This is a genomic window from Streptococcus infantis (genome assembly GCF_001579645.1).
Taxonomy (GTDB): domain Bacteria; phylum Bacillota; class Bacilli; order Lactobacillales; family Streptococcaceae; genus Streptococcus; species Streptococcus infantis_E.
The window spans coordinates 106,267-127,172 of sequence record NZ_KQ970824.1 but is presented as its reverse complement, the minus strand read 5'-3'; the positions used below and the strand labels follow the sequence as shown (position 1 = coordinate 127,172).

Annotated in this window: 36 protein-coding genes; all 36 read right to left on the bottom strand. The window is 39.8% G+C overall.

Features of this window, described 5'->3' with window-relative positions; all coding sequences use genetic code 11:
- Positions 1–7: 7 nt before the first annotated feature.
- Positions 8–493, bottom strand: coding sequence for a PTS sugar transporter subunit IIA (locus SINDD18_RS09410; protein ID WP_061863925.1), 486 nt, complete (start codon positions 491–493; stop codon positions 8–10).
- A 76-nt stretch (positions 494–569) separates the two neighbouring features.
- Entirely contained in the window at positions 570–851 is a 282-nt protein-coding gene (locus tag SINDD18_RS09405; protein ID WP_000241466.1) for a PTS sugar transporter subunit IIB, read from the bottom strand.
- A gap of 22 nt (positions 852–873) precedes the next feature.
- Positions 874–2,331: a PTS ascorbate transporter subunit IIC gene (locus tag SINDD18_RS09400; RefSeq protein ID WP_061863924.1), complete on the bottom strand. Its 1,458-nt coding sequence runs from the start codon at positions 2,329–2,331 to the stop codon at positions 874–876.
- Positions 2,332–2,461: 130 nt separating this feature from the next.
- Positions 2,462–3,085: a hypothetical protein gene (locus tag SINDD18_RS09395; RefSeq protein ID WP_061863923.1), complete on the bottom strand. Its 624-nt coding sequence runs from the start codon at positions 3,083–3,085 to the stop codon at positions 2,462–2,464.
- 55 nt (positions 3,086–3,140) lie between these two features.
- Positions 3,141–4,097: an RNA-binding cell elongation regulator Jag/EloR gene (gene jag, locus SINDD18_RS09390; RefSeq protein ID WP_049504883.1), complete on the bottom strand. Its 957-nt coding sequence runs from the start codon at positions 4,095–4,097 to the stop codon at positions 3,141–3,143.
- Positions 4,098–4,111: 14 nt separating this feature from the next.
- On the bottom strand, positions 4,112–4,939 hold the full coding sequence (locus tag SINDD18_RS09385) for a YidC/Oxa1 family membrane protein insertase (protein ID WP_193750848.1): 828 nt from the start codon (positions 4,937–4,939) through the stop codon (positions 4,112–4,114).
- Positions 4,914–5,285: a ribonuclease P protein component gene (gene rnpA / locus SINDD18_RS09380; protein ID WP_000745628.1), complete on the bottom strand. Its 372-nt coding sequence runs from the start codon at positions 5,283–5,285 to the stop codon at positions 4,914–4,916. Before rnpA ends, SINDD18_RS09385 begins: the two co-directional genes overlap by 26 nt.
- A 320-nt stretch (positions 5,286–5,605) precedes the next feature.
- A complete protein-coding gene (locus SINDD18_RS09375) occupies positions 5,606–6,943 on the bottom strand; it encodes a PFL family protein (RefSeq protein ID WP_061863921.1) in 1,338 nt (445 codons plus the stop codon).
- Between the two features lie 8 nt (positions 6,944–6,951).
- The gene (locus tag SINDD18_RS09370) at positions 6,952–7,218 is read right to left on the bottom strand and encodes an ACT domain-containing protein (protein WP_061863920.1); all 267 of its coding nucleotides are present in this window, start codon (positions 7,216–7,218) and stop codon (positions 6,952–6,954) included.
- Positions 7,219–7,686: 468 nt separating this feature from the next.
- Positions 7,687–8,073, bottom strand: a complete 387-nt coding sequence (gene rplQ, locus SINDD18_RS09365; RefSeq protein ID WP_000331493.1) for a 50S ribosomal protein L17 — start codon at positions 8,071–8,073, stop codon at positions 7,687–7,689.
- 11 nt (positions 8,074–8,084) lie between these two features.
- On the bottom strand, positions 8,085–9,020 hold the full coding sequence (locus SINDD18_RS09360; RefSeq protein WP_061863919.1) for a DNA-directed RNA polymerase subunit alpha: 936 nt from the start codon (positions 9,018–9,020) through the stop codon (positions 8,085–8,087).
- Positions 9,021–9,062: 42 nt separating this feature from the next.
- Positions 9,063–9,446: a 30S ribosomal protein S11 gene (gene rpsK, locus SINDD18_RS09355; protein WP_001118385.1), complete on the bottom strand. Its 384-nt coding sequence runs from the start codon at positions 9,444–9,446 to the stop codon at positions 9,063–9,065.
- A 17-nt stretch (positions 9,447–9,463) separates the two neighbouring features.
- A complete protein-coding gene (rpsM, locus tag SINDD18_RS09350) occupies positions 9,464–9,829 on the bottom strand; it encodes a 30S ribosomal protein S13 (RefSeq protein WP_000090783.1) in 366 nt (121 codons plus the stop codon).
- A gap of 17 nt (positions 9,830–9,846) precedes the next feature.
- Positions 9,847–9,963 carry a 50S ribosomal protein L36 gene (gene rpmJ / locus SINDD18_RS09345; protein WP_001808836.1) on the bottom strand — a complete coding sequence of 39 codons (117 nt, stop codon included), beginning with the start codon at positions 9,961–9,963 and terminating at the stop codon, positions 9,847–9,849.
- Between the two features lie 24 nt (positions 9,964–9,987).
- Entirely contained in the window at positions 9,988–10,206 is a 219-nt protein-coding gene (gene infA, locus SINDD18_RS09340; RefSeq protein ID WP_001029883.1) for a translation initiation factor IF-1, read from the bottom strand.
- Between the two features lie 117 nt (positions 10,207–10,323).
- Positions 10,324–10,962: an adenylate kinase gene (locus SINDD18_RS09335; protein ID WP_001050432.1), complete on the bottom strand. Its 639-nt coding sequence runs from the start codon at positions 10,960–10,962 to the stop codon at positions 10,324–10,326.
- A 155-nt stretch (positions 10,963–11,117) separates the two neighbouring features.
- The gene (secY, locus tag SINDD18_RS09330) at positions 11,118–12,428 is read right to left on the bottom strand and encodes a preprotein translocase subunit SecY (RefSeq protein WP_061863918.1); all 1,311 of its coding nucleotides are present in this window, start codon (positions 12,426–12,428) and stop codon (positions 11,118–11,120) included.
- Between the two features lie 12 nt (positions 12,429–12,440).
- Positions 12,441–12,881 carry a 50S ribosomal protein L15 gene (gene rplO, locus SINDD18_RS09325; protein WP_000766079.1) on the bottom strand — a complete coding sequence of 147 codons (441 nt, stop codon included), beginning with the start codon at positions 12,879–12,881 and terminating at the stop codon, positions 12,441–12,443.
- Between the two features lie 146 nt (positions 12,882–13,027).
- A complete protein-coding gene (gene rpmD / locus SINDD18_RS09320) occupies positions 13,028–13,210 on the bottom strand; it encodes a 50S ribosomal protein L30 (RefSeq protein WP_000057241.1) in 183 nt (60 codons plus the stop codon).
- Positions 13,211–13,223: 13 nt separating this feature from the next.
- Positions 13,224–13,718: a 30S ribosomal protein S5 gene (rpsE, locus tag SINDD18_RS09315; protein ID WP_061863917.1), complete on the bottom strand. Its 495-nt coding sequence runs from the start codon at positions 13,716–13,718 to the stop codon at positions 13,224–13,226.
- A gap of 17 nt (positions 13,719–13,735) precedes the next feature.
- A complete protein-coding gene (rplR, locus tag SINDD18_RS09310) occupies positions 13,736–14,092 on the bottom strand; it encodes a 50S ribosomal protein L18 (protein ID WP_000624044.1) in 357 nt (118 codons plus the stop codon).
- 82 nt (positions 14,093–14,174) lie between these two features.
- The gene (gene rplF / locus SINDD18_RS09305) at positions 14,175–14,711 is read right to left on the bottom strand and encodes a 50S ribosomal protein L6 (RefSeq protein WP_061863916.1); all 537 of its coding nucleotides are present in this window, start codon (positions 14,709–14,711) and stop codon (positions 14,175–14,177) included.
- A 225-nt stretch (positions 14,712–14,936) separates the two neighbouring features.
- A complete protein-coding gene (rpsH, locus tag SINDD18_RS09300) occupies positions 14,937–15,335 on the bottom strand; it encodes a 30S ribosomal protein S8 (protein ID WP_000245504.1) in 399 nt (132 codons plus the stop codon).
- A gap of 212 nt (positions 15,336–15,547) precedes the next feature.
- Positions 15,548–15,733 (bottom strand): type Z 30S ribosomal protein S14, encoded by a 186-nt coding sequence (locus tag SINDD18_RS09295; RefSeq protein ID WP_001085699.1) that lies wholly within the window; start codon positions 15,731–15,733, stop codon positions 15,548–15,550.
- 17 nt (positions 15,734–15,750) lie between these two features.
- On the bottom strand, positions 15,751–16,293 hold the full coding sequence (rplE, locus tag SINDD18_RS09290) for a 50S ribosomal protein L5 (RefSeq protein WP_000013542.1): 543 nt from the start codon (positions 16,291–16,293) through the stop codon (positions 15,751–15,753).
- Positions 16,294–16,316: 23 nt separating this feature from the next.
- Positions 16,317–16,622: a 50S ribosomal protein L24 gene (gene rplX / locus SINDD18_RS09285; protein WP_000497691.1), complete on the bottom strand. Its 306-nt coding sequence runs from the start codon at positions 16,620–16,622 to the stop codon at positions 16,317–16,319.
- A 72-nt stretch (positions 16,623–16,694) separates the two neighbouring features.
- Complete coding sequence (rplN, locus tag SINDD18_RS09280) at positions 16,695–17,063, bottom strand: 50S ribosomal protein L14 (protein WP_002928796.1); 369 nt, start codon at positions 17,061–17,063, stop codon at positions 16,695–16,697.
- Between the two features lie 25 nt (positions 17,064–17,088).
- The gene (gene rpsQ / locus SINDD18_RS09275; RefSeq protein ID WP_000440801.1) at positions 17,089–17,349 is read right to left on the bottom strand and encodes a 30S ribosomal protein S17; all 261 of its coding nucleotides are present in this window, start codon (positions 17,347–17,349) and stop codon (positions 17,089–17,091) included.
- 24 nt (positions 17,350–17,373) lie between these two features.
- Positions 17,374–17,580, bottom strand: coding sequence for a 50S ribosomal protein L29 (rpmC, locus tag SINDD18_RS09270; protein ID WP_000772918.1), 207 nt, complete (start codon positions 17,578–17,580; stop codon positions 17,374–17,376).
- Positions 17,581–17,589: 9 nt separating this feature from the next.
- A complete protein-coding gene (gene rplP, locus SINDD18_RS09265) occupies positions 17,590–18,003 on the bottom strand; it encodes a 50S ribosomal protein L16 (protein ID WP_002928793.1) in 414 nt (137 codons plus the stop codon).
- Positions 18,004–18,006: 3 nt separating this feature from the next.
- Positions 18,007–18,660 carry a 30S ribosomal protein S3 gene (gene rpsC / locus SINDD18_RS09260; RefSeq protein ID WP_000529936.1) on the bottom strand — a complete coding sequence of 218 codons (654 nt, stop codon included), beginning with the start codon at positions 18,658–18,660 and terminating at the stop codon, positions 18,007–18,009.
- A gap of 12 nt (positions 18,661–18,672) precedes the next feature.
- A complete protein-coding gene (rplV, locus tag SINDD18_RS09255; RefSeq protein WP_000818137.1) occupies positions 18,673–19,017 on the bottom strand; it encodes a 50S ribosomal protein L22 in 345 nt (114 codons plus the stop codon).
- An 11-nt stretch (positions 19,018–19,028) separates the two neighbouring features.
- The gene (gene rpsS, locus SINDD18_RS09250) at positions 19,029–19,310 is read right to left on the bottom strand and encodes a 30S ribosomal protein S19 (protein ID WP_000533766.1); all 282 of its coding nucleotides are present in this window, start codon (positions 19,308–19,310) and stop codon (positions 19,029–19,031) included.
- Positions 19,311–19,413: 103 nt separating this feature from the next.
- Positions 19,414–20,247 carry a 50S ribosomal protein L2 gene (gene rplB / locus SINDD18_RS09245; protein WP_061863915.1) on the bottom strand — a complete coding sequence of 278 codons (834 nt, stop codon included), beginning with the start codon at positions 20,245–20,247 and terminating at the stop codon, positions 19,414–19,416.
- Positions 20,248–20,264: 17 nt separating this feature from the next.
- The gene (locus SINDD18_RS09240; RefSeq protein WP_001055347.1) at positions 20,265–20,561 is read right to left on the bottom strand and encodes a 50S ribosomal protein L23; all 297 of its coding nucleotides are present in this window, start codon (positions 20,559–20,561) and stop codon (positions 20,265–20,267) included.
- Positions 20,561–20,906, bottom strand: a 346-nt coding sequence (rplD, locus tag SINDD18_RS11460) for a 50S ribosomal protein L4 (protein WP_241497367.1), incomplete at its 5' end; no start/stop codon positions are given. The genes rplD and SINDD18_RS09240, both read right to left, overlap by 1 nt.

Sequence of the window (20,906 nt, the reverse complement as noted above, 5' to 3'; positions counted from 1 at the left end):
CCTCTTTCTAACTTTCCAAATCCAATCCTTCAAGATAAGGGCTATCCTTAGATTCTTCGATCATCGCCAAGACATCTTCTTTAGTCTGGCAAGCCTGTAAACGTGCAATAGAATCTTCTAATTCAAACAAGGCAATGATTTGTGGAATGGCTACACTTGTGTGAATTTTTGAACTTGTTGCCGCTAGTGCCAACAAAACAGAGACCTCTTTCCCATCTGAAAATACAACAGGATTTTGTAAGGTAATCAATGAAAAGGCATCTCTTTGCACTCCAGCTTCAGGTCTAGCGTGGGGCATAGCCATACCTGGCATTAAGATATAGTAAGGCCCATACTCTTCAGTTGATTCGATAATAGCATCGTAATACTCTGGCAAAATCGCCCCACTTTCAATCAAGGGATCTACTGCTACCTTGACTGCTTCTTTCCAATCGTTAGCCTCTAAACCTAGTCGGATCGAGTCATTGTCAATTAAAGCTTGTTTTAAATTCATATCTGCCTCCTTTATTTAAAGAGGGAGAAGGACAGAAACGATAACTCTCAGTTTCTGTCCAGCCCCCTCCAACTTTTTACTGTAGTGCTTGACTGAGTTTTTCAGTGATTTCTTTATCATCCATCAAGTTGTCAAGCCCGATTAACTTCCCATTAGTCCGACCTTCCAATTCTTGGATCAAATGAAGAGAAGCGATTACGATGTCATAGCCTGCTGCTAAACCTTTTGCTTCACCGACACTGCATGAATTGACTGTAAAGTCTGTTTGATTAAGCTTACGGAGGGCATTTTCAACCTTCATCTTGATAACCATAGATGAACCCATTCCATTTCCGCACGCTGCTAATACTTTAACCATTTTATTTCTCCTTTTCTAGACACTAAGCTTCTTCTTGAACTTCACCGTTGTAATATTTCTCTTTATCTTTTGCTTTTGCAAATTGAAGTTGAGGAATAATGAGCAAGAAGAGACATACAAGTACATAACCAACAATACCAAGGTATTTGAAGATATAGCCAAATCCAAGCCATGGGAATTCAAAGTCGATATTTCCATGGTAACCACCGTAAGATGCTAAGTCGAGAAGGGCTACACAGAGAGCTCCTAGAGCAACTTGGAGGACACCTGAAATGAAGGATAGGATAACGGCTGCTTTCCATCCGCCACGCTTATCAGCATAGACCGCGATGGCTGCATTATCAAAGAACACTGGTACAAATCCTGTAATAATAAGGATAGGGTTTTTAAAGACGATGAGCAAGACAATTGTGATCAATTGACCAATCAAACCAAAGGCAAATCCTGACAAGACCGCGTTTGGAGAACCAAATCCATAAGAAGCCGCAACGTCGACTGCTGGGAATGAACCTGGCAACAATTTGTTTGAAATACCTTGGAAGGCATTTGTCAACTCAGATACGAACATGCGGACACCTTGCATCAAAACGAACAAGTAAACTGAGAAGGTGAAGGCTGTTTGAATAATGTACATAAAGAAATCTAGTTTAGCAGGATTGAATAGAGTTCCTGAAGTGATGACTTCTTTATTAGACATAATATCTGGACCCAAGATTAACAGAATGGCTCCAAAGAATACAAGCATCAAAGTAGCAGAGGCAACAACTGTATCATGGAAGATTGAGAGGAACTTAGGCAATTTAAGATTATCTAGACTTTCTTCTTTCTTACCAAAGCGTCCTGCCACTTTATCTACAAACCAGATTGCAAATTGTTGTTGGTGACCAATCGCAAATCCGCCACCACCAGTCAGACGTTGAGTTGCCTCAACAGTCATATTTGAACTAACTGCCCAGTAAAGGCCACAGATGATACCGATTGCTGCTGTACCATAAGCATTGCGCAATTGTGGGACTAAGAATAGAACCATAAGAGATACAGTCGCAGCTTGTTGTACCATGATGTGACCAGTAATAAAGAGGGTTCTTACTTTCGTAATCTTGCGTAGAGCTACAAGCAAGATATTTACTCCAAAACCGATCAATAGAGCTGTAGTTGCAGTTCCGACGAAATCTGGAAACTCAGCTGCAATTTTGTTGTTTGCTGCAGCAAGTCCAAAGTAAGGGTCGATAACCGCTGCACCAATTTGGAATTTGTAGTTAAGGGCTGCCAAGATTGGACGGAAGGTTGTAACCAAACCACCAGCACCTACGTTGAGCAACATATAGCCTACTGTTGCTTTAACGAAACCTGAGAAAACGTCATGAGCAGGTTTTTTCAAAAGTGCATATCCTATCAACACCAATAAACCTACGAAAAATGCGGGATTCTGCAAAATATTGCTAGAAAACCAATTTAGAACACTTGAAATGACTTCCATAATTGTTCTCCTTTTGAATTGTTTTTGTAAGTTTATTATATAATGTGAAAACGGAAACAAAAAGACCAAGAATTACACAGCGGACTGTTCACTCTTGGACTGTATGATTTATGATATTTTACGGTTTATCTTATTTTCTCGTAGCTAGATAAAAAGGAAGAATTGTTTCATAAGATTCCAGTAGGGCTTCTAGGATTTCTTCTTCAGATGAATTTTCGGCCACTGGAACATCTATCTTCACCAAAACTTTTCGGACTTCCTGATGGGATAGTTTTTCTCTTAAAATTTGACGATTTTCCTCAGTAGCCTCCATCTTGTGACTTTCTCCATTTGAGTAGACTAGATAGTAAATTCCGTCTACTACTGGAACTTCTAGGACCTTGGCCTGTTTGTCTAAAGTTTTATCATCCTTCTTACGTTCTATAAAACTCACTTCTAGTGAAACTCCAAAATCAGAAGGGCTTCCATACAAACGAAGGGCCAACATAGGCTCTGTCACTTCTCCCTCACGCTGTAGATAGGCCCAGAAATGCGGTCGCAAACGTTGGGCTTGATTCATCCACTGACTCGTCCCTTGGAGATCCCATTCTGGATGTCTTTCTTGAAAAGCCTTGGCTAAGTGTGTAAAGACCTTTCTGGCCTCCTGCCCCTTGCTCCTCAAATAAAGCATTTTTTCAGCTTCTTGAGCTGCCCTCTCGGGTTTTTGATACTGTAAACCAGAGTAAGCTAGATATTCTCTCATTGTATTCAACATAGGATCAACCTCCCTTAGCTAGCAAAAAATCAGGATGCCCCTGATTTTGCTTTGATTATTCTGTATCAACCACAACGTAACGATTTGGTTCATCACCTTCTGAGTAACTAGTAACACCCTCCATACGTGAAATAATACGATGGATGATTTTGCGTTCGCTGCTAGACATTGGATCAGTCACCTGACTACGCCCCTCTTCTAGGACACGTGTAGCTAACTTCTGTGCATAACTTTGCAAGACTTCTGCACGGTGCTCTACATAGTCATTAACATTGATGGTAATATAGAAGGTTCTTGAATAGCGGTTATAAAGATAATTTTGTGCTAAGAGCTGAAGAGATTTCAAGACCTTACCATGGTAACCGATAATACGACCCGGTTCATTGGTATCAATTTGCATATTGATAGAACGGCGATTTGAGGTACTTGAAATTGCTCCCTCAACATCCATATCATCAATAATACCTTGAACATAGTTGGTTACTTCTTCGACCACCTGGTCAATATCATAGGTCGGTTCAATCTTCAAACCTAGATTTTCTAAATCATCATTCTGCTCGACTTCTTCCTGCTCTTTAGATTCTTCTGGCAGCAAATCTTTTAGAATGGCAATATGACCAGTCTCCTCTAAAATTGTACTAGCTTCTTTCTCATTTTTAAGAATTTCGGCCTTGACTTCTTCAGAGATTCCTTGTCCTTCTTCCTCGATTTTTTTGATTGCTTCAACAACATGGCCTAAGTCTACTGTTGCTTCACTAACAGTCTTAACGGGTTCGTTCTTAGCATTAACTTCCTTTGGAACTCCCTTAACTGCTTGCTGATTTGCCTTCACAACAGTTGTCTCACTAATTGCTTCGATATCAACTTGCGCTGGTTTCTTCCCAAAAAGGCCAAAGAAACCTTTTTTCTCCCTTGAGACAACCTTGATATGCGCCTTCATTCTAGGAATCCCCAATTCCTTCAATCCCGTTTGGATCGCTTCCTCAACAGTTGAACCTGTAAATAATACCATTACAAGATTCCTCCTTACTTTTTCTTTTTCTGTGCTTTCTTGAGAGCTTTTCTCTTCTTGATTTCTAAATCCTTCTTAGCCTGTACTCCTGCCTCACGCTCTGCAATAATCTTAAATGGATTGTTGAGTAGATAGGTTTGGAGCACCTGATAAGCATTGGATACCGCCCAGTATAAGGCAACCCCACTTGGTGAATACATGGCAAAGAAGAAAATCATGACTGGCATTGCATACATCATTCCTGTCATAGCACCATTTTTCTCAACCATGGCCTTATTGGATAACCAGGTGCTAAGGAAAGTAAAGATAGCTGCCAGAATAGGCAAAACAAAAGTCGTATCAACACCACCAAGGTTAATCCATAAGAAATGACCCGTTTTTAGAAATTCTACCCTACTCAAAGCTTGGAACAAGGCCAACAAGACTGGCATTTGGATTAAGATTGGCCAAAGAGAAGCTGACTGCTTCACACCATGTTGCTTGAACAACTGACGCATTTCTTGATCCAGCTTGGTACGGCTCTCCATATCCCGTCCCGGATAACGTTCTCGCAACTCCTTAACCAGTGGTTGTACTTCTTGCATCTTTCTAGATGCCACCATCTGTATCTGAAAGACTGGTAAAAGAATGGTTCTGATTAAAAGGGTAAATAAAATAATCCCCAGACCAATACTTGTATCAAATGATAAAAAGCGAATAGTTTCAGCAAAAAAATAAACAAATTTACTCCAAAAACCTGTTGATTCAGCTGTAATCTCACTCGTCGTACCACTAGCCGTGCAGGCGCTCATCACAAATAAAGCAAACACCATTAAGCTAGTCAACTGTAATTTCTTTTTCACTCCCATTTCCTTCCTGGTAAATCTTTGATAACTTTAATACGTGAAGTAGATTTTTTTCCATTTCCGCGTAGTCCAAGATTTCAACACCTTTTCGAGCAATCACAACAAAATCTACGTTTTCAACCAGCTGATTTTTATGTTCAATCAGAATATGTCGAATTCTTCTTTTGATCTGATTTCTCATGACAGCGTTTCCCAATTTTTTGCTGACAGACAGACCAACTCGAAAATGCTGCTCATTATTTTCTAATCGATAAATAACAAATTTACGATTAGCAAAACTCTCCCCTTTTTTAAATATTGCACTAAAATCTTTCTCTTTTTTTACACGAAAGCGTTTTTTCAAAATTCAACTCCATCTATTAAAACTACTACTATTATACCATAATTTTTCAAAAAGCCAATCATAGCAAGGTTTTAGCCCATTTTACAGAATGAAAAAACTAGTTTTATCCTTTAAATCATATTATTTTTTGACAAATTTACAAATTTGAACATGCTACTTTCTCTTGAGATAAAACAAAAGTCACCCTTTGGAGTGACTTTTGTAGGAGATTATTATGAAAAAGTTAGGATTTTAATTAAATAAAGTTAGGAGGTCTTTATTTAATAATAGTAGTATACAGGTCTATCCTTAAACTCAACTTAAACAGATTCAATTTCTTTTTAATTTTTAAAACTATGGATTGGAGCTGGGATTTGTCCTCCACGAGCAATGAAATCAACAGACGATGCACCATTGACTTTCATGACTGGCGCTGTTCCTAAAAGCCCACCAAACTCAATCATATCGCCTTCTTTTCCTTTTGGAATAATACGTACAGCAGTTGTTTTCATGTTGATGACTCCGATAGCAGCTTCATCCGCAATCATAGCGGCAATGGTTTCTGCAGGTGTATCCTCAGGAATGGCAATCATATCCAAACCAACTGAACAGATAGCCGTCATAGCTTCTAGTTTTTCCAAATTAAGGGAACCATTTTGCACAGCAGCAATCATCCCCTCGTCCTCAGAGACTGGGATAAAGGCACCTGATAAACCACCCACTTGGTTACAGGCCATAACTCCGCCCTTCTTAACTTGGTCGTTCAAAAGAGCCAAGGCAGCAGTCGTTCCGTGAGTCCCAACTGTTTCCAGTCCCATTTCTTCTAGAACACGAGCTACAGAATCACCAACCGCAGGAGTTGGAGCCAAGCTCAAATCAACAATTCCAAAATCAACTCCAAGTCGCTCACTAGCCATCTGACCGACTAATTGACCAATACGGGTAATCTTGAAGGCTGTCTTTTTAACAGTTTCTGCTACAACATCAAAGCTCTGACCACGAACCTTTTCTAAGGCACGTTTGACAACACCAGGTCCTGAAACACCAACATTAATGATAACATCTGCTTCACCTACTCCATGGAAGGCGCCTGCCATAAAAGGATTGTCCTCTACCGCGTTGGCAAATACAACTAATTTAGCAGCACCCATATCAGAAAGAGAAGCTGTTTCCTTGATAATTCGACCCATATCCGCTACTGCAGTCATATTGATACCCGATTTAGTAGAACCAATATTTACCGATGAACAAACCTTATCCGTTTCTGCTAAGGCACGAGGAATGGAATTGATGAGAATTTCATCACCCTTTTGATAACCCTTTTGTACCAAGGCTGAAAAACCACCAATGAAATCAACACCAATTTCCTTAGCAGCTCTGTCCAAAGCTTTGGCTAACGGGACATAGTCTGTTGCATCTGTAGCAGCACCAATCAAGGAAATTGGAGTTACGGACACACGTTTATTTACGATGGGAATGCCCAATTCCGCAGCGATTTCATCACCAACTGCAACTAGATTAGCCGCTTTTGTAGTAATCTTTTCATATATTTTATCTGCAGCACGATGAATATCAGGATCAATACAGTCTAAAAGAGAAATTCCCATGGTAATGGTTCTAATGTCGAAGTTCTGCTCCTCAATCATTGCGATTGTTTCGGTAACTTGTCTAATATCCATAACCCCTCCTAGATATTGTACATAGCATCAAAAATAGCTGCACTTTGAATATTAATTTTAACATTCAAAGACTGTCCAAAAGTTTCAAATTCACTTCTAAGATAAGTGAAATCTTGTTTTTCATCACTGCTAACAACTGCCATCATTGTAAAAAATTCATCTAAAACTGTTTGTGAAATATCATCGATATTTAAGCCTAACTCTGCTATTTTTGATGCGACACCCGCAACAATACCAGACTTATCTTTACCTACAACTGTAATAATAGCCTTCATGATTAAACTCCATTTCTAACACAACACGATATTCATTTCAGACAAAAATAAAATGAAAAAAGGGGACAGAGTAACTACTAAACACTTAATAGCGAACAATTCTTCAAGTTGAAATCCTAACAAAATCTCATAGAAGATCTTGTACCTGGCTAGTATCTTTTTTGTTAACTCACTAGTTTAAAACTTGAAACTGATAATATATCGGCTCATAACTTCTTTATAGAATATTTTTGAAAAAATGAACATTGTTGATTTTCTTTTTCAATAGTATAGCATATTTCTTAATAAAATACTCAAAAACGCCTGCTTACGAAATTGTTCTTAAGTAAAAAACAATTTCGTAAACAAGCGTCTACCTTATCATCTTATGATGAGTGTTCCCGCTAGGACATAAGTCCTAGCGGTAGACCAGAGCTAGACTAAGAGCACAAGACTCCATCATCATAACACTCAACAAAATTGATGATTTTATACTAATTCGATGATCGCCATTGGCGCTGCATCACCACGACGTGGTTCAGTTTTAAGGATACGAGTGTATCCACCGTTACGTTCAGCATAACGAGGTGCGATTTCTGAGAACAATTTTTGAAGTGCTGTAGTAGAAGTGTACTTATCAGTTGCTTCATCATAGTTTTCAGATGCGATTTCATTACGTACGAAAGCAGCTGCTTGACGACGTGCATGCAAATCACCACGTTTACCTAGAGTAATCATTTTTTCAACAGTTTTACGGATTTCTTTAGCACGAGCTTCTGTAGTCACGATTGATTCGTTGATCAAAAGGTCAGTTGTCAAATCGCGAAGCATTGCTTTACGTTGTGAGCTAGTGCGTCCTAGTTTACGGTAAGCCATTTATTCCTCCTTTATTTATCTTTTAATCCAAGACCCAAATCAATGAGTTTGATTTTCACTTCTTCCAAACTCTTGCGTCCAAGATTTCTTACTTTCATCATCTCTGCTTCAGATTTTTCTGTCAAATCATGCACAGTATTAATACCAGCACGTTTCAAACAGTTATATGAACGCACAGACAAATCAAGTTCCTCAATCGTACGTTCCAAAATACGGTCGTCCGATTCAGTATCTGCTTCTTTCATCACTTCTGCTGACTTAGCAATTTCTGTAAGATTTGTAAACAAATCAAGGTGCTCTGTCAAGATACGTGCTGAAAGCCCTAAAGCATCTTCTGGAATAATTGTTCCATTAGTCAAGATTTCAAGGGTTAATTTGTCGAAACCATCATTGCTACCTACACGAGCAGGTTCAACTTGATAGTTGACTTTTGTAACTGGTGTATAAATAGAATCTACAGCAAGTGTTCCAACTGGTGCATTATCTTTTTTGTTTTCATCAGCAGGTACATATCCACGACCACTGTTAACAGTCATCGTTGCTTTTAGAGAAGAACCTTCACCGATTGTAAAGAGATAATGATCTGGATTTACAATTTCAATGTCGCTATCTGTCAAGATATCTCCAGCTGTAATTTCAGCAGGACCTTGCACATCTAGTTCAATGATCTTTTCGTCTTTAACATAAGATTTTACTGCAATACCTTTGATGTTCAGAATGATTTGCATCACATCTTCGCGAACACCCGGAACTGTATCAAATTCATGCAATACACCTTCGATATTAATAGATGTAACAGCAGCCCCTGGAAGAGAAGCTAGAAGTACACGACGAAGAGAGTTACCAAGTGTTGTACCGTAACCACGTTCAAGCGGTTCGATTACAAACTTGCCATAATCTTTATTTTCATCAATTTTTGTTATATTTGGTTTTTCAAACTCGATCATTTAGTTACTCCCTCTTAAACGAAAAGCAGTGTAAGGTTATGATTATACACGGCGACGTTTTGGAGGACGAGCACCATTGTGTGGCACTGGAGTCACATCACGAATTGCTGTTACTTCAAGACCAGCGGCAGCAAGAGCACGAATAGCTGACTCACGACCAGAACCTGGACCTTTAACAGTAACTTCAACTGACTTAAGACCGTGTTCTTGTGCAGATTTAGCAGCAGCTTCTGAAGCCATTTGAGCAGCAAATGGTGTAGATTTACGAGAACCTTTGAAACCAAGAGCACCAGCTGATGACCAAGCAATTGCATTACCATGCACATCAGTAATCATAACAATAGTGTTATTAAATGTAGCGTGAATATGAGCAATACCAGATTCGATATTCTTTTTCACACGACGTTTACGTGTTGGTTTAGCCAAGACTTTTACCTCCTATATTATTTTTTCTTACCAGCAATCGCAACAGCTTTACCTTTACGAGTGCGAGCGTTGTTTTTAGTGTTTTGTCCACGGACAGGAAGTCCACGACGGTGACGGATACCACGGTATGAACCGATTTCCATCAAACGTTTGATGTTCAAGTTAACTTCACGACGAAGGTCACCTTCAACTTTAATTGCATCCACTTCACGACGGATAGCATCTTCTTGATCTGGTGTAAGATCGCGAACACGTACATCTTCTGAAATTCCAGCAGCTGCCAAGATTTTCTTAGATGTTGGAAGTCCGATACCGTACACATAAGTCAATGAAATTACTACGCGTTTGTCATTTGGAATGTCAACTCCAGCAATACGAGCCATGTTTTCTCCTTTCTATCTTATCCTTGACGTTGTTTGTGTTTTGGATTTGCTGGGCAAATTACCATAACACGACCATTACGACGAATTACTTTACAGTATTCGCAAATTGGTTTGACCGATGGTCTTACTTTCATTTCTTATCCCTCCAAGTTTTTCGATTATTTAAAGCGGTAAGTGATACGTCCACGTGTCAAGTCATATGGACTCATTTCAACAGTAACACGATCTCCCGCTAAAATACGAATATAGTTTTTACGAATTTTACCAGAAACTGTTGCTAAAATCTGATGTCCATTTTCAAGTTCAACCGTAAACATTGCATTCGGCATAGTATCAACTACTTTACCTTCAACTTCAATCACATCGTCTTTTGCCACGCAAAAGTACCTCCATAAATTTCGATTTGATGCCTCTAGACACAGAGACAACAATTATAAGTCAGACTAACTCAGTATAACATTTGTAGAGACATTTTGCAAGCATGAAAAACGCTTTTATTTCAATTTTGTCAATACTTTTTCGATATCTGCAAAGACATCATTGATATCTTGGTTACCTTCGATATCATGTACCAAACCTTTTGCACGATAGTGGGCAATAATTGGTTCACCTTGGGCAATATTAACATCCAAACGACGTTTTACTGTTTCAGGTTTGTCATCTTCACGTTGGTAATAATCTTCTTCTTTGTAGTCAACTGGTGGGTTGAAAACTTTATGGAAAGTTTCACCAGTTTCACGGTGAATGATACGACCACTCAAACGCTCTAAAAGACAATCTGGATTTACTTCAATGTTAATAACACCTTCAAGCTCAATTCCTAATTCAGCCAAAGTTTTATCCAATGCATGAGCTTGCTCAATTGTACGAGGATACCCGTCCAACAAGAAACCAGTTTCTTTAATGTCATCTTGCGAAAGACGTTCTTTTACGATTCCATTTGTAACTTCATCTGGAACCAATTCGCCTTTGTCGATATAAGACTTAGCTAATACACCCATTTCAGTTTGATTAGCCATTGCCGCACGAAACATATCACCAGTTGAGATATGAGCAACATGGAATTGTTCAACAATTTTTGCTGCTTGTGTACCCTTACCTGCACCAGGTAAGCCCATAATCAAAAGATTCATGATTGAAACTCCTTTTTTGTTTTTAAATAGAAGCAAAAATTCATTTCAACTCCTATTTAAAAACAAAATAGAAGAGAGGAGATAAAAATCTGACCAGGTCTTTGATTTTTAAACTCCACTCTCTGAGCAATAGTGAATTTTCTTTTCTATTACAATTATTCTGTTGTATTCATGAAACCTACATATTTACGTTTCAATAAATATCCTTCCAACTGTTTGATTCCTTCAATACCTGTTGAGATAATGATTAAGAGACTGGTTCCCCCAAAGGCAACAGCTTCTGAAAGACCAAAAACATCCTTAGCTACAATTGGTAAAATAGAAATCACACCAAGGAAGAGCGATCCGACTGTAGCAAGACGACGAAGAAGTTTTGACATATATTCTTCAGTCCCTTTACCAGGACGGACACCATGAATGTAAGCACCGCTCTTTTGTAAATTCTCTGCGGCTTTCTCTGGATTAATCTGTACAAATGTATAGAAGAATGTAAAGAGTATAATCAACAGAGCGTACAAAGCGATACCTGTTGGGGCTGTTGTAGATAGTAACTCCTGAGCACTACGTACCCAAGCCCAATCAAGACCAGATGCACTTACAAATTGTAAAATTGCTGCTGGTGCTGCTGTAATCGAGCTAGCAAAGATAACTGGAATAACTCCAGCAGGGTTAATCTTCAATGGAAGATAGGAACTCGACGGTGCTCCTTGTGCTACCTTGGTATACTGAATTGGTATCTTATATTCAGCTTGTTGAACATATGTTGTGAAATAGATAATCAACAAAACGGCTATGATTAAAATTCCTACAAAAATGAGAGATGAGTTCAAGCGGTCACTTGGTACGTTGACAAAATAGTCTACATAGATGCCCTTGATCATATCAGGAATTGAAGCAACAATACCTGCGAAGATGATCATAGAAACACCATTCCCATATCCCTTATCAGTAATCTGTTCACCCAACCAAGTAACAATCATACTACCTGCTGTTAGGATCCCTCCAATCACAAGGAAAACTTGTGGTGTTAGAGGAACAGTCAAGAGTTTAGCTCCAGACAAAGCATTAAAACCAGCGGTAATCCCTATAGATTGCACGAATGCAAGAACAAGGGCAATATAACGAGTTGCTTGATTCAACTTTCTACGACCAACTTCCCCTTGTTTGCCCCACTCCACAAACTTCGGTAATAGATCCATTTGTAAGAGTTGGACAACGATAGAAGCGGTAATGTATGGACTAACACCAAGTGCAAAAACTGAGAAGTTTTTCATGGCATTACCAGACACCAAACTTAACATATTTAGAAAAGATAAACCACTCAAAGCATTCAAGCTATTGGCATTCACCCACGGAACAGTAATACTAGTCCCGATACGGAAGACAAAAACGATAAAAATTGTAAAAAGAATTTTTGATCGAACTTGCTTGACTTTGAAGGCCTCTCTCAATAATTTAAAAAACATAGGTCACCTCTCTTAGATGACTTCTACTGAACCACCTTTAGCAGTGATAGCTTCTTCAGCTGATTTAGAGAATTTAGCTGCTTTTACAGACAATTTCTTAGTCAACTCACCGTTACCAAGAATTTTGATACCTGATTTTTCAGCTTTAACAATTCCTGATTCGATAAGAACAACTGGAGTTACTTCTGCACCATCTTCAAAGACGTTCAATTGGTCAAGGTTAACAATTGCATATTCTTTAGCGTTGATGTTAGTGAATCCACGTTTTGGAAGACGACGGAACAATGGAGTTTGTCCACCTTCAAAACCAAGGCGTACTCCACCACCGCTACGAGCTTTTTGACCTTTTTGACCACGACCAGATGTTTTACCGTTACCTGATGAAGTACCACGACCTACACGGTTACGAGTTTTACGAGAACCTTCTGCAGGTTTCAATTCATGAAGTTTCATTATATATTTTCTCCTCTTTTGTAAAATGCTAGCGCCGATAAGAGAGAAAAGGTTGTCTCTCCTATCAACTCGCCTATACCTTAGTCATCAAAGATGACTATATCTAGTTTTAGGGGATGGTATACTGCACATCCCCTAAAATTTAATTAGTTTACTTCTTCAACTGTTACCAAGTGAGATACTGCCGTGATCATACCACGGATTGCAGCGTTATCTTCTTTAATAACAGAGCTGTTCAATTTGCCAAGTCCAAGTGCTACAACAGTTTTACGTTGTGATGGAATGCGTCCGATTGGAGACTTAGTCAAAGTAATTTTAATTTGAGCCATTTTATCCCCTTTCTTATGCCAAATCAGAAACTGAAATACCACGAAGGGCAGCAACTTCTTCAGCGCGTTTCAATTGTTTCAAACCTTCAACAGTTGCTCGAACAATGTTGATTGGAGTATTTGAGCCAAGAGATTTAGATGTAACATCAGCTACACCTGCCAACTCGATAACGGCACGAACAGCACCACCAGCGGCAACTCCAGAACCTTCTACAGCTGGTTTCAACAATACTTTAGCTCCACCGAATTCTGAAATAACTTCGTGTGGGATTGTTGTTCCAACCATAGGAACTTCGATCAAGTTTTTCTTAGCATCTTCTACTGCTTTGCGGATTGCTTCTGGAACTTCTTGAGCTTTACCAGTACCAAATCCTACGCGACCGTTGTGGTCACCAACGACTACAAGAGCTGCGAAACGAAGACGACGTCCACCTTTAACAACTTTTGTAACACGGTTGACAGCAACTACGCGTTCTTCAAATTCAACTGCATTGTCTTTAAATGCCATTTTCTAGTGTCCTCCTATTAGAATTTCAATCCGTTTTCACGAGCTGCATCAGCCAAAGCTTTCACACGTCCGTGATATAGATATCCACCGCGGTCGAACACCACTTCTGAAATACCTTTAGCGTTTGCACGTTCTGCAACGAGTTTACCGACAGCAACGGCTTGTTCAGTTTTTGTTCCTTTTGAAACTTCTTTGTCAAGAGTTGAAGCACTTGCGAGCGTTACACCCGCTACGTCATCAATAACTTGAGCGTAGATGCCTGTATTAGAACGGAATACGTTCAAACGTGGGCGATCAGCAGTTCCAGAGAGTTTTCCGCGAACGCGACGGTGGCGTTTTTGGCGGAGTTTGTTTTTATCTGGTTTAGAAATCACAGTTTTCACCTCTTTAGTTTTAATTGTGTGCTATGCACAAAGTTGGAAAATAGCTTGGTGGTTGATATTCAACCACTCAAGATTATTTACCTGTTTTACCTTCTTTAAGACGAACGTATTCGCCAACGTAACGGATACCTTTACCTTTATAAGGTTCTGGTGAGCGAAGGCTACGTACGTAAGCAGCTGTTTGACCAACTACTTCTTTTGAAATTCCGCTGATAACAATGTTTGTTGGGTTTGGAAGTTCAAAAGTAATTCCTTCTGGAGCTTCAACTTCATCTGGATGAGATTTACCAACAGCCAAGACAAGTTTGTTTCCTTGAAGTTGTGCACGGTAACCAACCCCACGCATTTCAAGTTGTTTCTTGAATCCTTCTGATACACCAACAACCATGTTGTTCAAAAGGGCACGAGTAGTTCCGTGGATAGTTTTCATTTCTTTTGAATCGTTTGGACGGTGAAGAGTTACTTCACTTCCTTCCACACGGATTTCAATATCTTTTGAGAACTCACGAGTAAGTTCTCCTTTAGGTCCTTTTACAGTTACAACGTTGTCATTGTTAGTGATTTCAACACCAGCAGGCAACACGATAACTTTATTACCAATACGTGACATGTTTTTATTCTCCTGTTAAATTGTCAGGCCATGATGGCCAGTTTTCACGGGGTTAAAGATACTTATTTAGTTCAAGAGCTGAACTGAACACGCTCTAAGAACTTTGTATCTTGATTTGAGTTCGAGCTAAGAATCCGGTGAAAAAGATAAGTTTGTCTTGGAGCATCGCTCCTGCTACAAACTTCCTATTTTCACTGCATTCTTTTAACGCTCTCACATCATGAATTACCAAACGTAAGCGATAACTTCCCCACCAACGTTCTTTTGGCGAGCTTCTTTATCAGTAAGCAAACCTTCTGAAGTTGAAAGGATAGCAATTCCAAGACCGTTAAGTACTTTTGGAAGATCTTCACGTTTTTTGTAGACACGAAGTCCTGGTTTAGAAACACGTTTCAAGTTAGTGATAACCTTTTCACCGTTTGGTCCGTATTTAAGGAATACACGGATGATGCCTTGTTTGTCATCTTCGATGATTTCTACGTTCTTAACAAAACCTTCGCGTTTAAGGATTTCAGCAATCCCTTTTTTGATGTTTGATGCAGGTACTTCAAGTACTTCGTGTTTTGCTTGGTTAGCGTTACGAATACGAGTTAGGAAGTCTGCGATTGGGTCAGTCATAACCATTTTATTTTTCTCCTCTTACTAGTAGTTTGCAAGTTGCACTTGCTAGTTAATGATTGAGCTGGGCTCAGATAGTATTGACACATTCAAACAAGATAATCTCATTTGAACACGAGCTACAACCTGGGCAAAAAAGATAGATTTGTCTTGGAGCATCTCTCCTGCACCAAATCTCCTATTTTTGCTGGGGTTGTTACGCTCTTTGTATCATGATATTACCAAGATGCTTTTGTTACACCAGGGATCTGACCTTTATATGCCAATTCACGGAAGCAAACACGGCAAAGTTTAAACTTGCGGTAAACTGAGTGTGGACGTCCACAACGTTCACAGCGAGTGTATGCTTGAGTAGAGAACTTCGCTGGGCGTTTGTTCTTAGCAATCATAGATTTTTTAGCCATTAGTTATACCTCCTATATTATTTTGCAAAAGGCATTCCAAGGCCTGTAAGCAATGCACGTGACTCTTCGTCAGTGTTAGCAGTAGTAACGATAACGATGTCAAGACCACGAGTTTTGTCAACGTCATCAAAGTTGATTTCTGGGAAAATCAATTGCTCTTTCACACCAAGTGTGTAGTTTCCGCGTCCGTCAAATGATTTTGTTGGAACACCGTGGAAGTCACGTACACGTGGAAGTGATACTGAAACCAATTTATCCAAGAATTCGTACATACGTTCACCACGAAGGGTAACTTTTGCACCGATCGCAACACCTTCACGAAGACGGAAGCCGGCGATAGATTTTTTAGCTTTAGTGATAAGTGGTTTTTGACCTGAGATAAGCGCCAATTCTTCAGCAGCTTTTTCAAGGCTTTTAGCGTTTGATACTGCTTCACCAACACCCATGTTCAAAACGATCTTATCCACTTTAGGAACAGCCATCACTGATGAGTAGTTAAATTGTTCTGTCAAAGCAGGAACTACTTCATTAAGATATTTTTCTTTTAAACGATTTGCCATTATACTTCTCCTTTCCTTCGTGATTAATCAAGCACTTCGCCTGATTTTTTGTTGTAGCGAACTTTTTTACCGTCTACAAATTTGTAACCAACACGACCAGCTACACCATTTTTGTCCAAAACTTGAACGTTTGATACGTGGATAGCTGCTTCCTTCTCGATGATACCACCTTGAGGAAGTTCATTAGTTGGACGTTGGTGTTTCTTAACGATATTAACACCTTCAACGATAACTTTGTTTACTTTTGGAAGGGCAGTAAGGACAACAGCTTCTGTTCCCTTATCTTTACCAGCGATTACGCGAACTTTGTCGCCTTTTTTTACAAACATTTTTTTCTCCTTTTATTCTTACGCCCAATGGGCACCCTGGCTAAGCCAGGGGACTGTGTTTGTTTTTATTGATTAAAGTACTTCTGGAGCAAGTGACACGATCTTCATGAAGCCACCTTCACGCAATTCACGTGCAACTGGGCCAAAGATACGTGTTCCGCGAGGAGTTTTGTCGTCACGGATGATAACTGCTGCGTTTTCGTCAAATTTGATGTATGAACCATCAGCACGACGAGCACCTGATTTAGTACGAACGATAACTGCTTTAACAACGTCACCTTTTTTAACCGCACCACCAGGAGTAGCTTGTTTTACAGATGCCACAATAACATCACCGATGTTTGCAAATTTACGTCCTGAACCACCAAGAACTTTGATAGTCAAGATTTCGCGAGCACCGCTGTTGTCTGCGACTTTCAAACGAGTTTCTGTTTGAATCATTTCAGTTTTCTCCTTTCAGGTTTGATTAGATGATGACCGCTTCTTCAACAACTTCTACAAGACGGAAACGTTTTGTAGCTGAAAGCGGGCGAGTTTCCATGATACGTACGATATCGCCTTCTTTGGCAACATTGTTTTCATCATGTGCTTTGTATTTTTTAGAGTAGTTAATACGTTTACCATAGACTGGGTGGTTACGTTTTGTTTCAACTACAACTGTGATTGTCTTGTCCATTTTGTCAGATACAACACGTCCAACAAGAACTTTACGATTATTGCGTTCCATTGAAATTTCTCCTTCCCTAGTCTATTATTTCGCTTCAGATTGAACTGTTTTGATACGAGCGATTTGTTTTTTAACTTCTTTCAAGCGAGCTGTTTGTTCTAATTGACCAGTAGCAGCTTGGAAACGAAGTTCGAACAATTCTTTTTTCAATTCGTTTTCGCGCTTCGCGAGTTCTTCTTGAGAAAGACCACGAAGTTCTTTAACAAATTCTTTTACTTCATTAAGTTTCATGCCTTCTCCTTATTCTGCTTCACGTTTTACGAATTTACATTTAACTGGCAATTTGTGGCTTGCAAGACGAAGCGCTTCGCGAGCAACTTCTTCAGATACACCAGCAACTTCAAACATTACTTTACCACGTTTAACTGGTGCTACCCAACCTTCAGGTGCCCCTTTACCAGATCCCATACGAACCCCGATAGCTTTAGCTGTGTAAGATTTGTGTGGGAAGATTTTAATCCAAACTTTACCACCACGTTTCATGTAACGAGTCATGGCGATACGAGCAGCTTCGATTTGGCGGTTAGTGATCCAGTGGCTAGTTGTAGCTTGAAGACCGTATTCACCAAATGCTACTTCTTTCCCACCTTTAGCTTCACCGCGCATTTTACCACGGAATTCACGACGGTGTTTAACACGTTTAGGTACTAACATTGGTTATTTACCTCCTTTAGTGTTTTTACGAGCTGGAAGAACTTCACCACGGTAGATCCATACTTTAACACCAAGTTTACCGTATGTAGTATCTGCTTCTTCCCAAGCGTAATCGATATCTGCGCGAAGTGTGTGAAGCGGAACTGTTCCTTCAGAGTATCCTTCAGCACGGGCAATATCTGCACCGTTCAAACGACCTGATACTTGAGTTTTAATTCCTTTAGCTCCAGCACGCATAGCACGTTGGATTGCTTGTTTTTGTGCACGACGGAAAGCAACACGTTGCTCCAATTGACGAGCAATTCCTTCACCAACAAGGTGAGCATCCAAATCCGGTTGTTTGATTTCGATGATGTTGATGTGTACTTGTTTTCCAGTCAATTTATTAAGTTTAGCACGAAGTGCATCAACGTTAGCACCACCTTTACCGATAACCATACCTGGTTTAGCAGTGTGAAGTGAAACGTTAACTTTGTTTACTGCGCGTTCGATTTCAATAGTTGAAACAGCTGCGTCAGCAAGTTCTTTTTGAACGAATTTACGGATTGCAAGATCTTCATGAAGGTAATCCGCGTATTCTTTTTCAGCATACCATTTGGCATCCCAATCACGGATGATGCCGACACGCATACCAATTGGATGTACTTTTTGACCCACGATTTTACCTCCTTATTTTTCTGCAACAGCTACAGTGATGTGAGCTGTACGTTTGTTGATTGGTGAAGCTGAACCTTTCGCACGTGGACGGAAACGTTTCATAGTTGGTCCTTCGTTTGCGAATGCTTCAGATACTACCAAGTTAGCTTTATCCAAACCAAAGTTGTTTTCAGCGTTAGCTACAGCTGAGTTCAAAACTTTCAAGATGATTTCAGCAGCTTTGTTTGGAGTGAATGTCAAAATTGCGATTGCATCGGCTACGCTTTTACCACGGATGTTGTCAAGAACAAGACGTGATTTACGAGGTGAAACACGTACTGTGCGAGCCATTGCTTTAGCTGAAGTAATTTCTGCCATTTATGTTCTCCTTATTTTCTACGTGTCTTCTTGTCGTCTGCGGCGTGACCTTTGTAAGTACGAGTTGGTGCGAATTCACCAAGCTTGTGACCTACCATGTCTTCTTGGATGTAAACAGGTACGTGTTTACGTCCATCATAAACTGCGATAGTGTAACCAATGAAACTTGGGAAGATCGTTGAACGACGTGACCAAGTTTTGATAACTTTTTTCTTTTCGTCGTTAGCTTGAGCTTCAACTTTTTTCATCAAATGCTCATCGACGAAAGGTCCTTTTTTAAGACTGCGTCCCATTTTTATATTTTCTCCTTTAAATTTTGTACCACAGCGGCTTGCGCTCACAAGGAGCGCTACCGAGCTGGCGGAATTTCTAGTTGCTTAAGCGACTAGTTTTAAATTATTTCTCGTTGCGACGACGAACGATAAGTTTGTCAGATTTCGCTTTCTTGTTACGAGTTTTAAGACCAAGAGCAGGTTTGCCCCATGGAGTAGATGGTGCTTTACGACCAACTGGTGCTTTACCTTCACCACCACCGTGTGGGTGGTCGTTAGGGTTCATTACAGAACCACGAACTGTTGGACGGATACCTTTCCAACGGCTACGTCCTGCTTTACCAAGGTTTACAAGTCCATGTTGTTCGTTTCCGACAACACCAACTGTAGCACGACAAGTTCCAAGAATCATACGAACTTCGCCTGATTGAAGACGAACAAGAACGTATTTACCTTCTTGTCCCAATACTTGAGCAGAAGCTCCAGCAGCACGAACCAATTCACCACCACGACCTGGTTTCAACTCAATGTTGTGAACCAAAGTACCAACTGGGATGTTAGCAAGCGGAAGAGCGTTACCTACTTTGATATCAGCTTCAGGGCCTGAAACGATACGTTGACCGACTTCAAGACCTTTTGGAGCGATGATGTATGCTTTCACACCGTCAGTGTAGTGCACAAGAGCGATGTTTGCAGAACGGTTTGGATCGTACTCGATAGTTTTAACAACTGCTTCAACGTTATCTTTGTTACGTTTAAAGTCAACCAAGCGGTAGAAACGTTTGTGTCCACCACCTTGGTGACGAACAGTGATACGACCGTTGTTGTTACGACCAGCCTTGCTCTTCAAAGCAACAAGCAAAGTTTTTTCTGGTGTGCTTGTTGTGATTTCAGCGAAATCCAAAGAAGTCATATTACGGCGACCGTTTGTTGTTGGTTTATAAACACGAATTCCCACGATATTTCCTCCTTAGATTATTCAGCTTCAGCAGCGAACAACTCGATTGCTTTTGAATCAGCTGTAAGTGTGATGATAGCTTTTTTAGTTTTGTTAGTAAAACCAGTGTAACGTCCAACACGTTTAGCTTTAGGTTTTACGTTGATTGTGTTAACATTTGCAACTTTAACACCTTCGAAAGCAGCTTCAACAGCTTGCTTGATCAAAAGTTTGTGCGCACGTGTGTCAACTTCAAATACATATTTTCCTGCTTCAAGTTGAGCCATTGAGCTTTCAGTGATTACAGGTTTTTTGATAACATCATACAAATTCATTATGCAAGAACCTCCTCGATTTTAGAGATAGCTGCTTGAGTAACAAGAAGTTTGTCACTATTTGCGATGTCAAGAACACTTGCAGTTGTAGCAGTCGCAACTTTCACGTTTGGAAGGTTACGAGCTGAAAGAGCTGCGAATTCGTTTCCTTCTTCAAGAATAACAAGGACTTTAGAATCGATGCTCAAAGCTGCAAGAACTTTTGCAAATTCAGCAGTTTTTGGAGCTGTAAATTCAAGAGAATCAACGGCTACAAATTTGTTTTCAGCAACTTTTTCTGAGTAAACAGATTTTAGTGCAAGGCGACGAACTTTTTGAGGAAGTTTGTACGCATAGCTACGTGGA

Coding starts and splice junctions, on each gene's coding strand:
- SINDD18_RS09410 (WP_061863925.1), bottom strand. CDS start 493: ATGAATTTAAAACAAGCTTTAATTGACAATGACTCGATCCGACTAGGT.
- SINDD18_RS09405 (WP_000241466.1), bottom strand. CDS start 851: ATGGTTAAAGTATTAGCAGCGTGCGGAAATGGAATGGGTTCATCTATG.
- SINDD18_RS09400 (WP_061863924.1), bottom strand. CDS start 2,331: ATGGAAGTCATTTCAAGTGTTCTAAATTGGTTTTCTAGCAATATTTTG.
- SINDD18_RS09395 (WP_061863923.1), bottom strand. CDS start 3,085: ATGTTGAATACAATGAGAGAATATCTAGCTTACTCTGGTTTACAGTAT.
- jag (WP_049504883.1), bottom strand. CDS start 4,097: ATGGTATTATTTACAGGTTCAACTGTTGAGGAAGCGATCCAAACGGGA.
- SINDD18_RS09375 (WP_061863921.1), bottom strand. CDS start 6,943: ATGGATATTAGACAAGTTACCGAAACAATCGCAATGATTGAGGAGCAG.
- SINDD18_RS09370 (WP_061863920.1), bottom strand. CDS start 7,218: ATGAAGGCTATTATTACAGTTGTAGGTAAAGATAAGTCTGGTATTGTT.
- rplQ (WP_000331493.1), bottom strand. CDS start 8,073: ATGGCTTACCGTAAACTAGGACGCACTAGCTCACAACGTAAAGCAATG.
- SINDD18_RS09360 (WP_061863919.1), bottom strand. CDS start 9,020: ATGATCGAGTTTGAAAAACCAAATATAACAAAAATTGATGAAAATAAA.
- rpsM (WP_000090783.1), bottom strand. CDS start 9,829: ATGGCTCGTATTGCTGGAGTTGACATTCCAAATGACAAACGCGTAGTA.
- rpmJ (WP_001808836.1), bottom strand. CDS start 9,963: ATGAAAGTAAGACCATCGGTCAAACCAATTTGCGAATACTGTAAAGTA.
- SINDD18_RS09335 (WP_001050432.1), bottom strand. CDS start 10,962: ATGAATCTTTTGATTATGGGCTTACCTGGTGCAGGTAAGGGTACACAA.
- secY (WP_061863918.1), bottom strand. CDS start 12,428: ATGTTTTTTAAATTATTGAGAGAGGCCTTCAAAGTCAAGCAAGTTCGA.
- rplO (WP_000766079.1), bottom strand. CDS start 12,881: ATGAAACTTCATGAATTGAAACCTGCAGAAGGTTCTCGTAAAACTCGT.
- rpmD (WP_000057241.1), bottom strand. CDS start 13,210: ATGGCTCAAATTAAAATTACTTTGACTAAGTCTCCAATCGGACGCATT.
- rpsE (WP_061863917.1), bottom strand. CDS start 13,718: ATGGCATTTAAAGACAATGCAGTTGAATTTGAAGAACGCGTAGTTGCT.
- rplF (WP_061863916.1), bottom strand. CDS start 14,711: ATGTCACGTATTGGTAATAAAGTTATCGTGTTGCCTGCTGGTGTTGAA.
- rpsH (WP_000245504.1), bottom strand. CDS start 15,335: ATGGTTATGACTGACCCAATCGCAGACTTCCTAACTCGTATTCGTAAC.
- SINDD18_RS09295 (WP_001085699.1), bottom strand. CDS start 15,733: ATGGCTAAAAAATCTATGATTGCTAAGAACAAACGCCCAGCGAAGTTC.
- rplE (WP_000013542.1), bottom strand. CDS start 16,293: ATGGCAAATCGTTTAAAAGAAAAATATCTTAATGAAGTAGTTCCTGCT.
- rplX (WP_000497691.1), bottom strand. CDS start 16,622: ATGTTTGTAAAAAAAGGCGACAAAGTTCGCGTAATCGCTGGTAAAGAT.
- rplN (WP_002928796.1), bottom strand. CDS start 17,063: ATGATTCAAACAGAAACTCGTTTGAAAGTCGCAGACAACAGCGGTGCT.
- rpsQ (WP_000440801.1), bottom strand. CDS start 17,349: ATGGAACGCAATAATCGTAAAGTTCTTGTTGGACGTGTTGTATCTGAC.
- rpmC (WP_000772918.1), bottom strand. CDS start 17,580: ATGAAACTTAATGAAGTAAAAGAATTTGTTAAAGAACTTCGTGGTCTT.
- rplP (WP_002928793.1), bottom strand. CDS start 18,003: ATGTTAGTACCTAAACGTGTTAAACACCGTCGTGAATTCCGTGGTAAA.
- rplV (WP_000818137.1), bottom strand. CDS start 19,017: ATGGCAGAAATTACTTCAGCTAAAGCAATGGCTCGCACAGTACGTGTT.
- rpsS (WP_000533766.1), bottom strand. CDS start 19,310: ATGGGACGCAGTCTTAAAAAAGGACCTTTCGTCGATGAGCATTTGATG.
- SINDD18_RS09240 (WP_001055347.1), bottom strand. CDS start 20,561: ATGAATTTGTATGATGTTATCAAAAAACCTGTAATCACTGAAAGCTCA.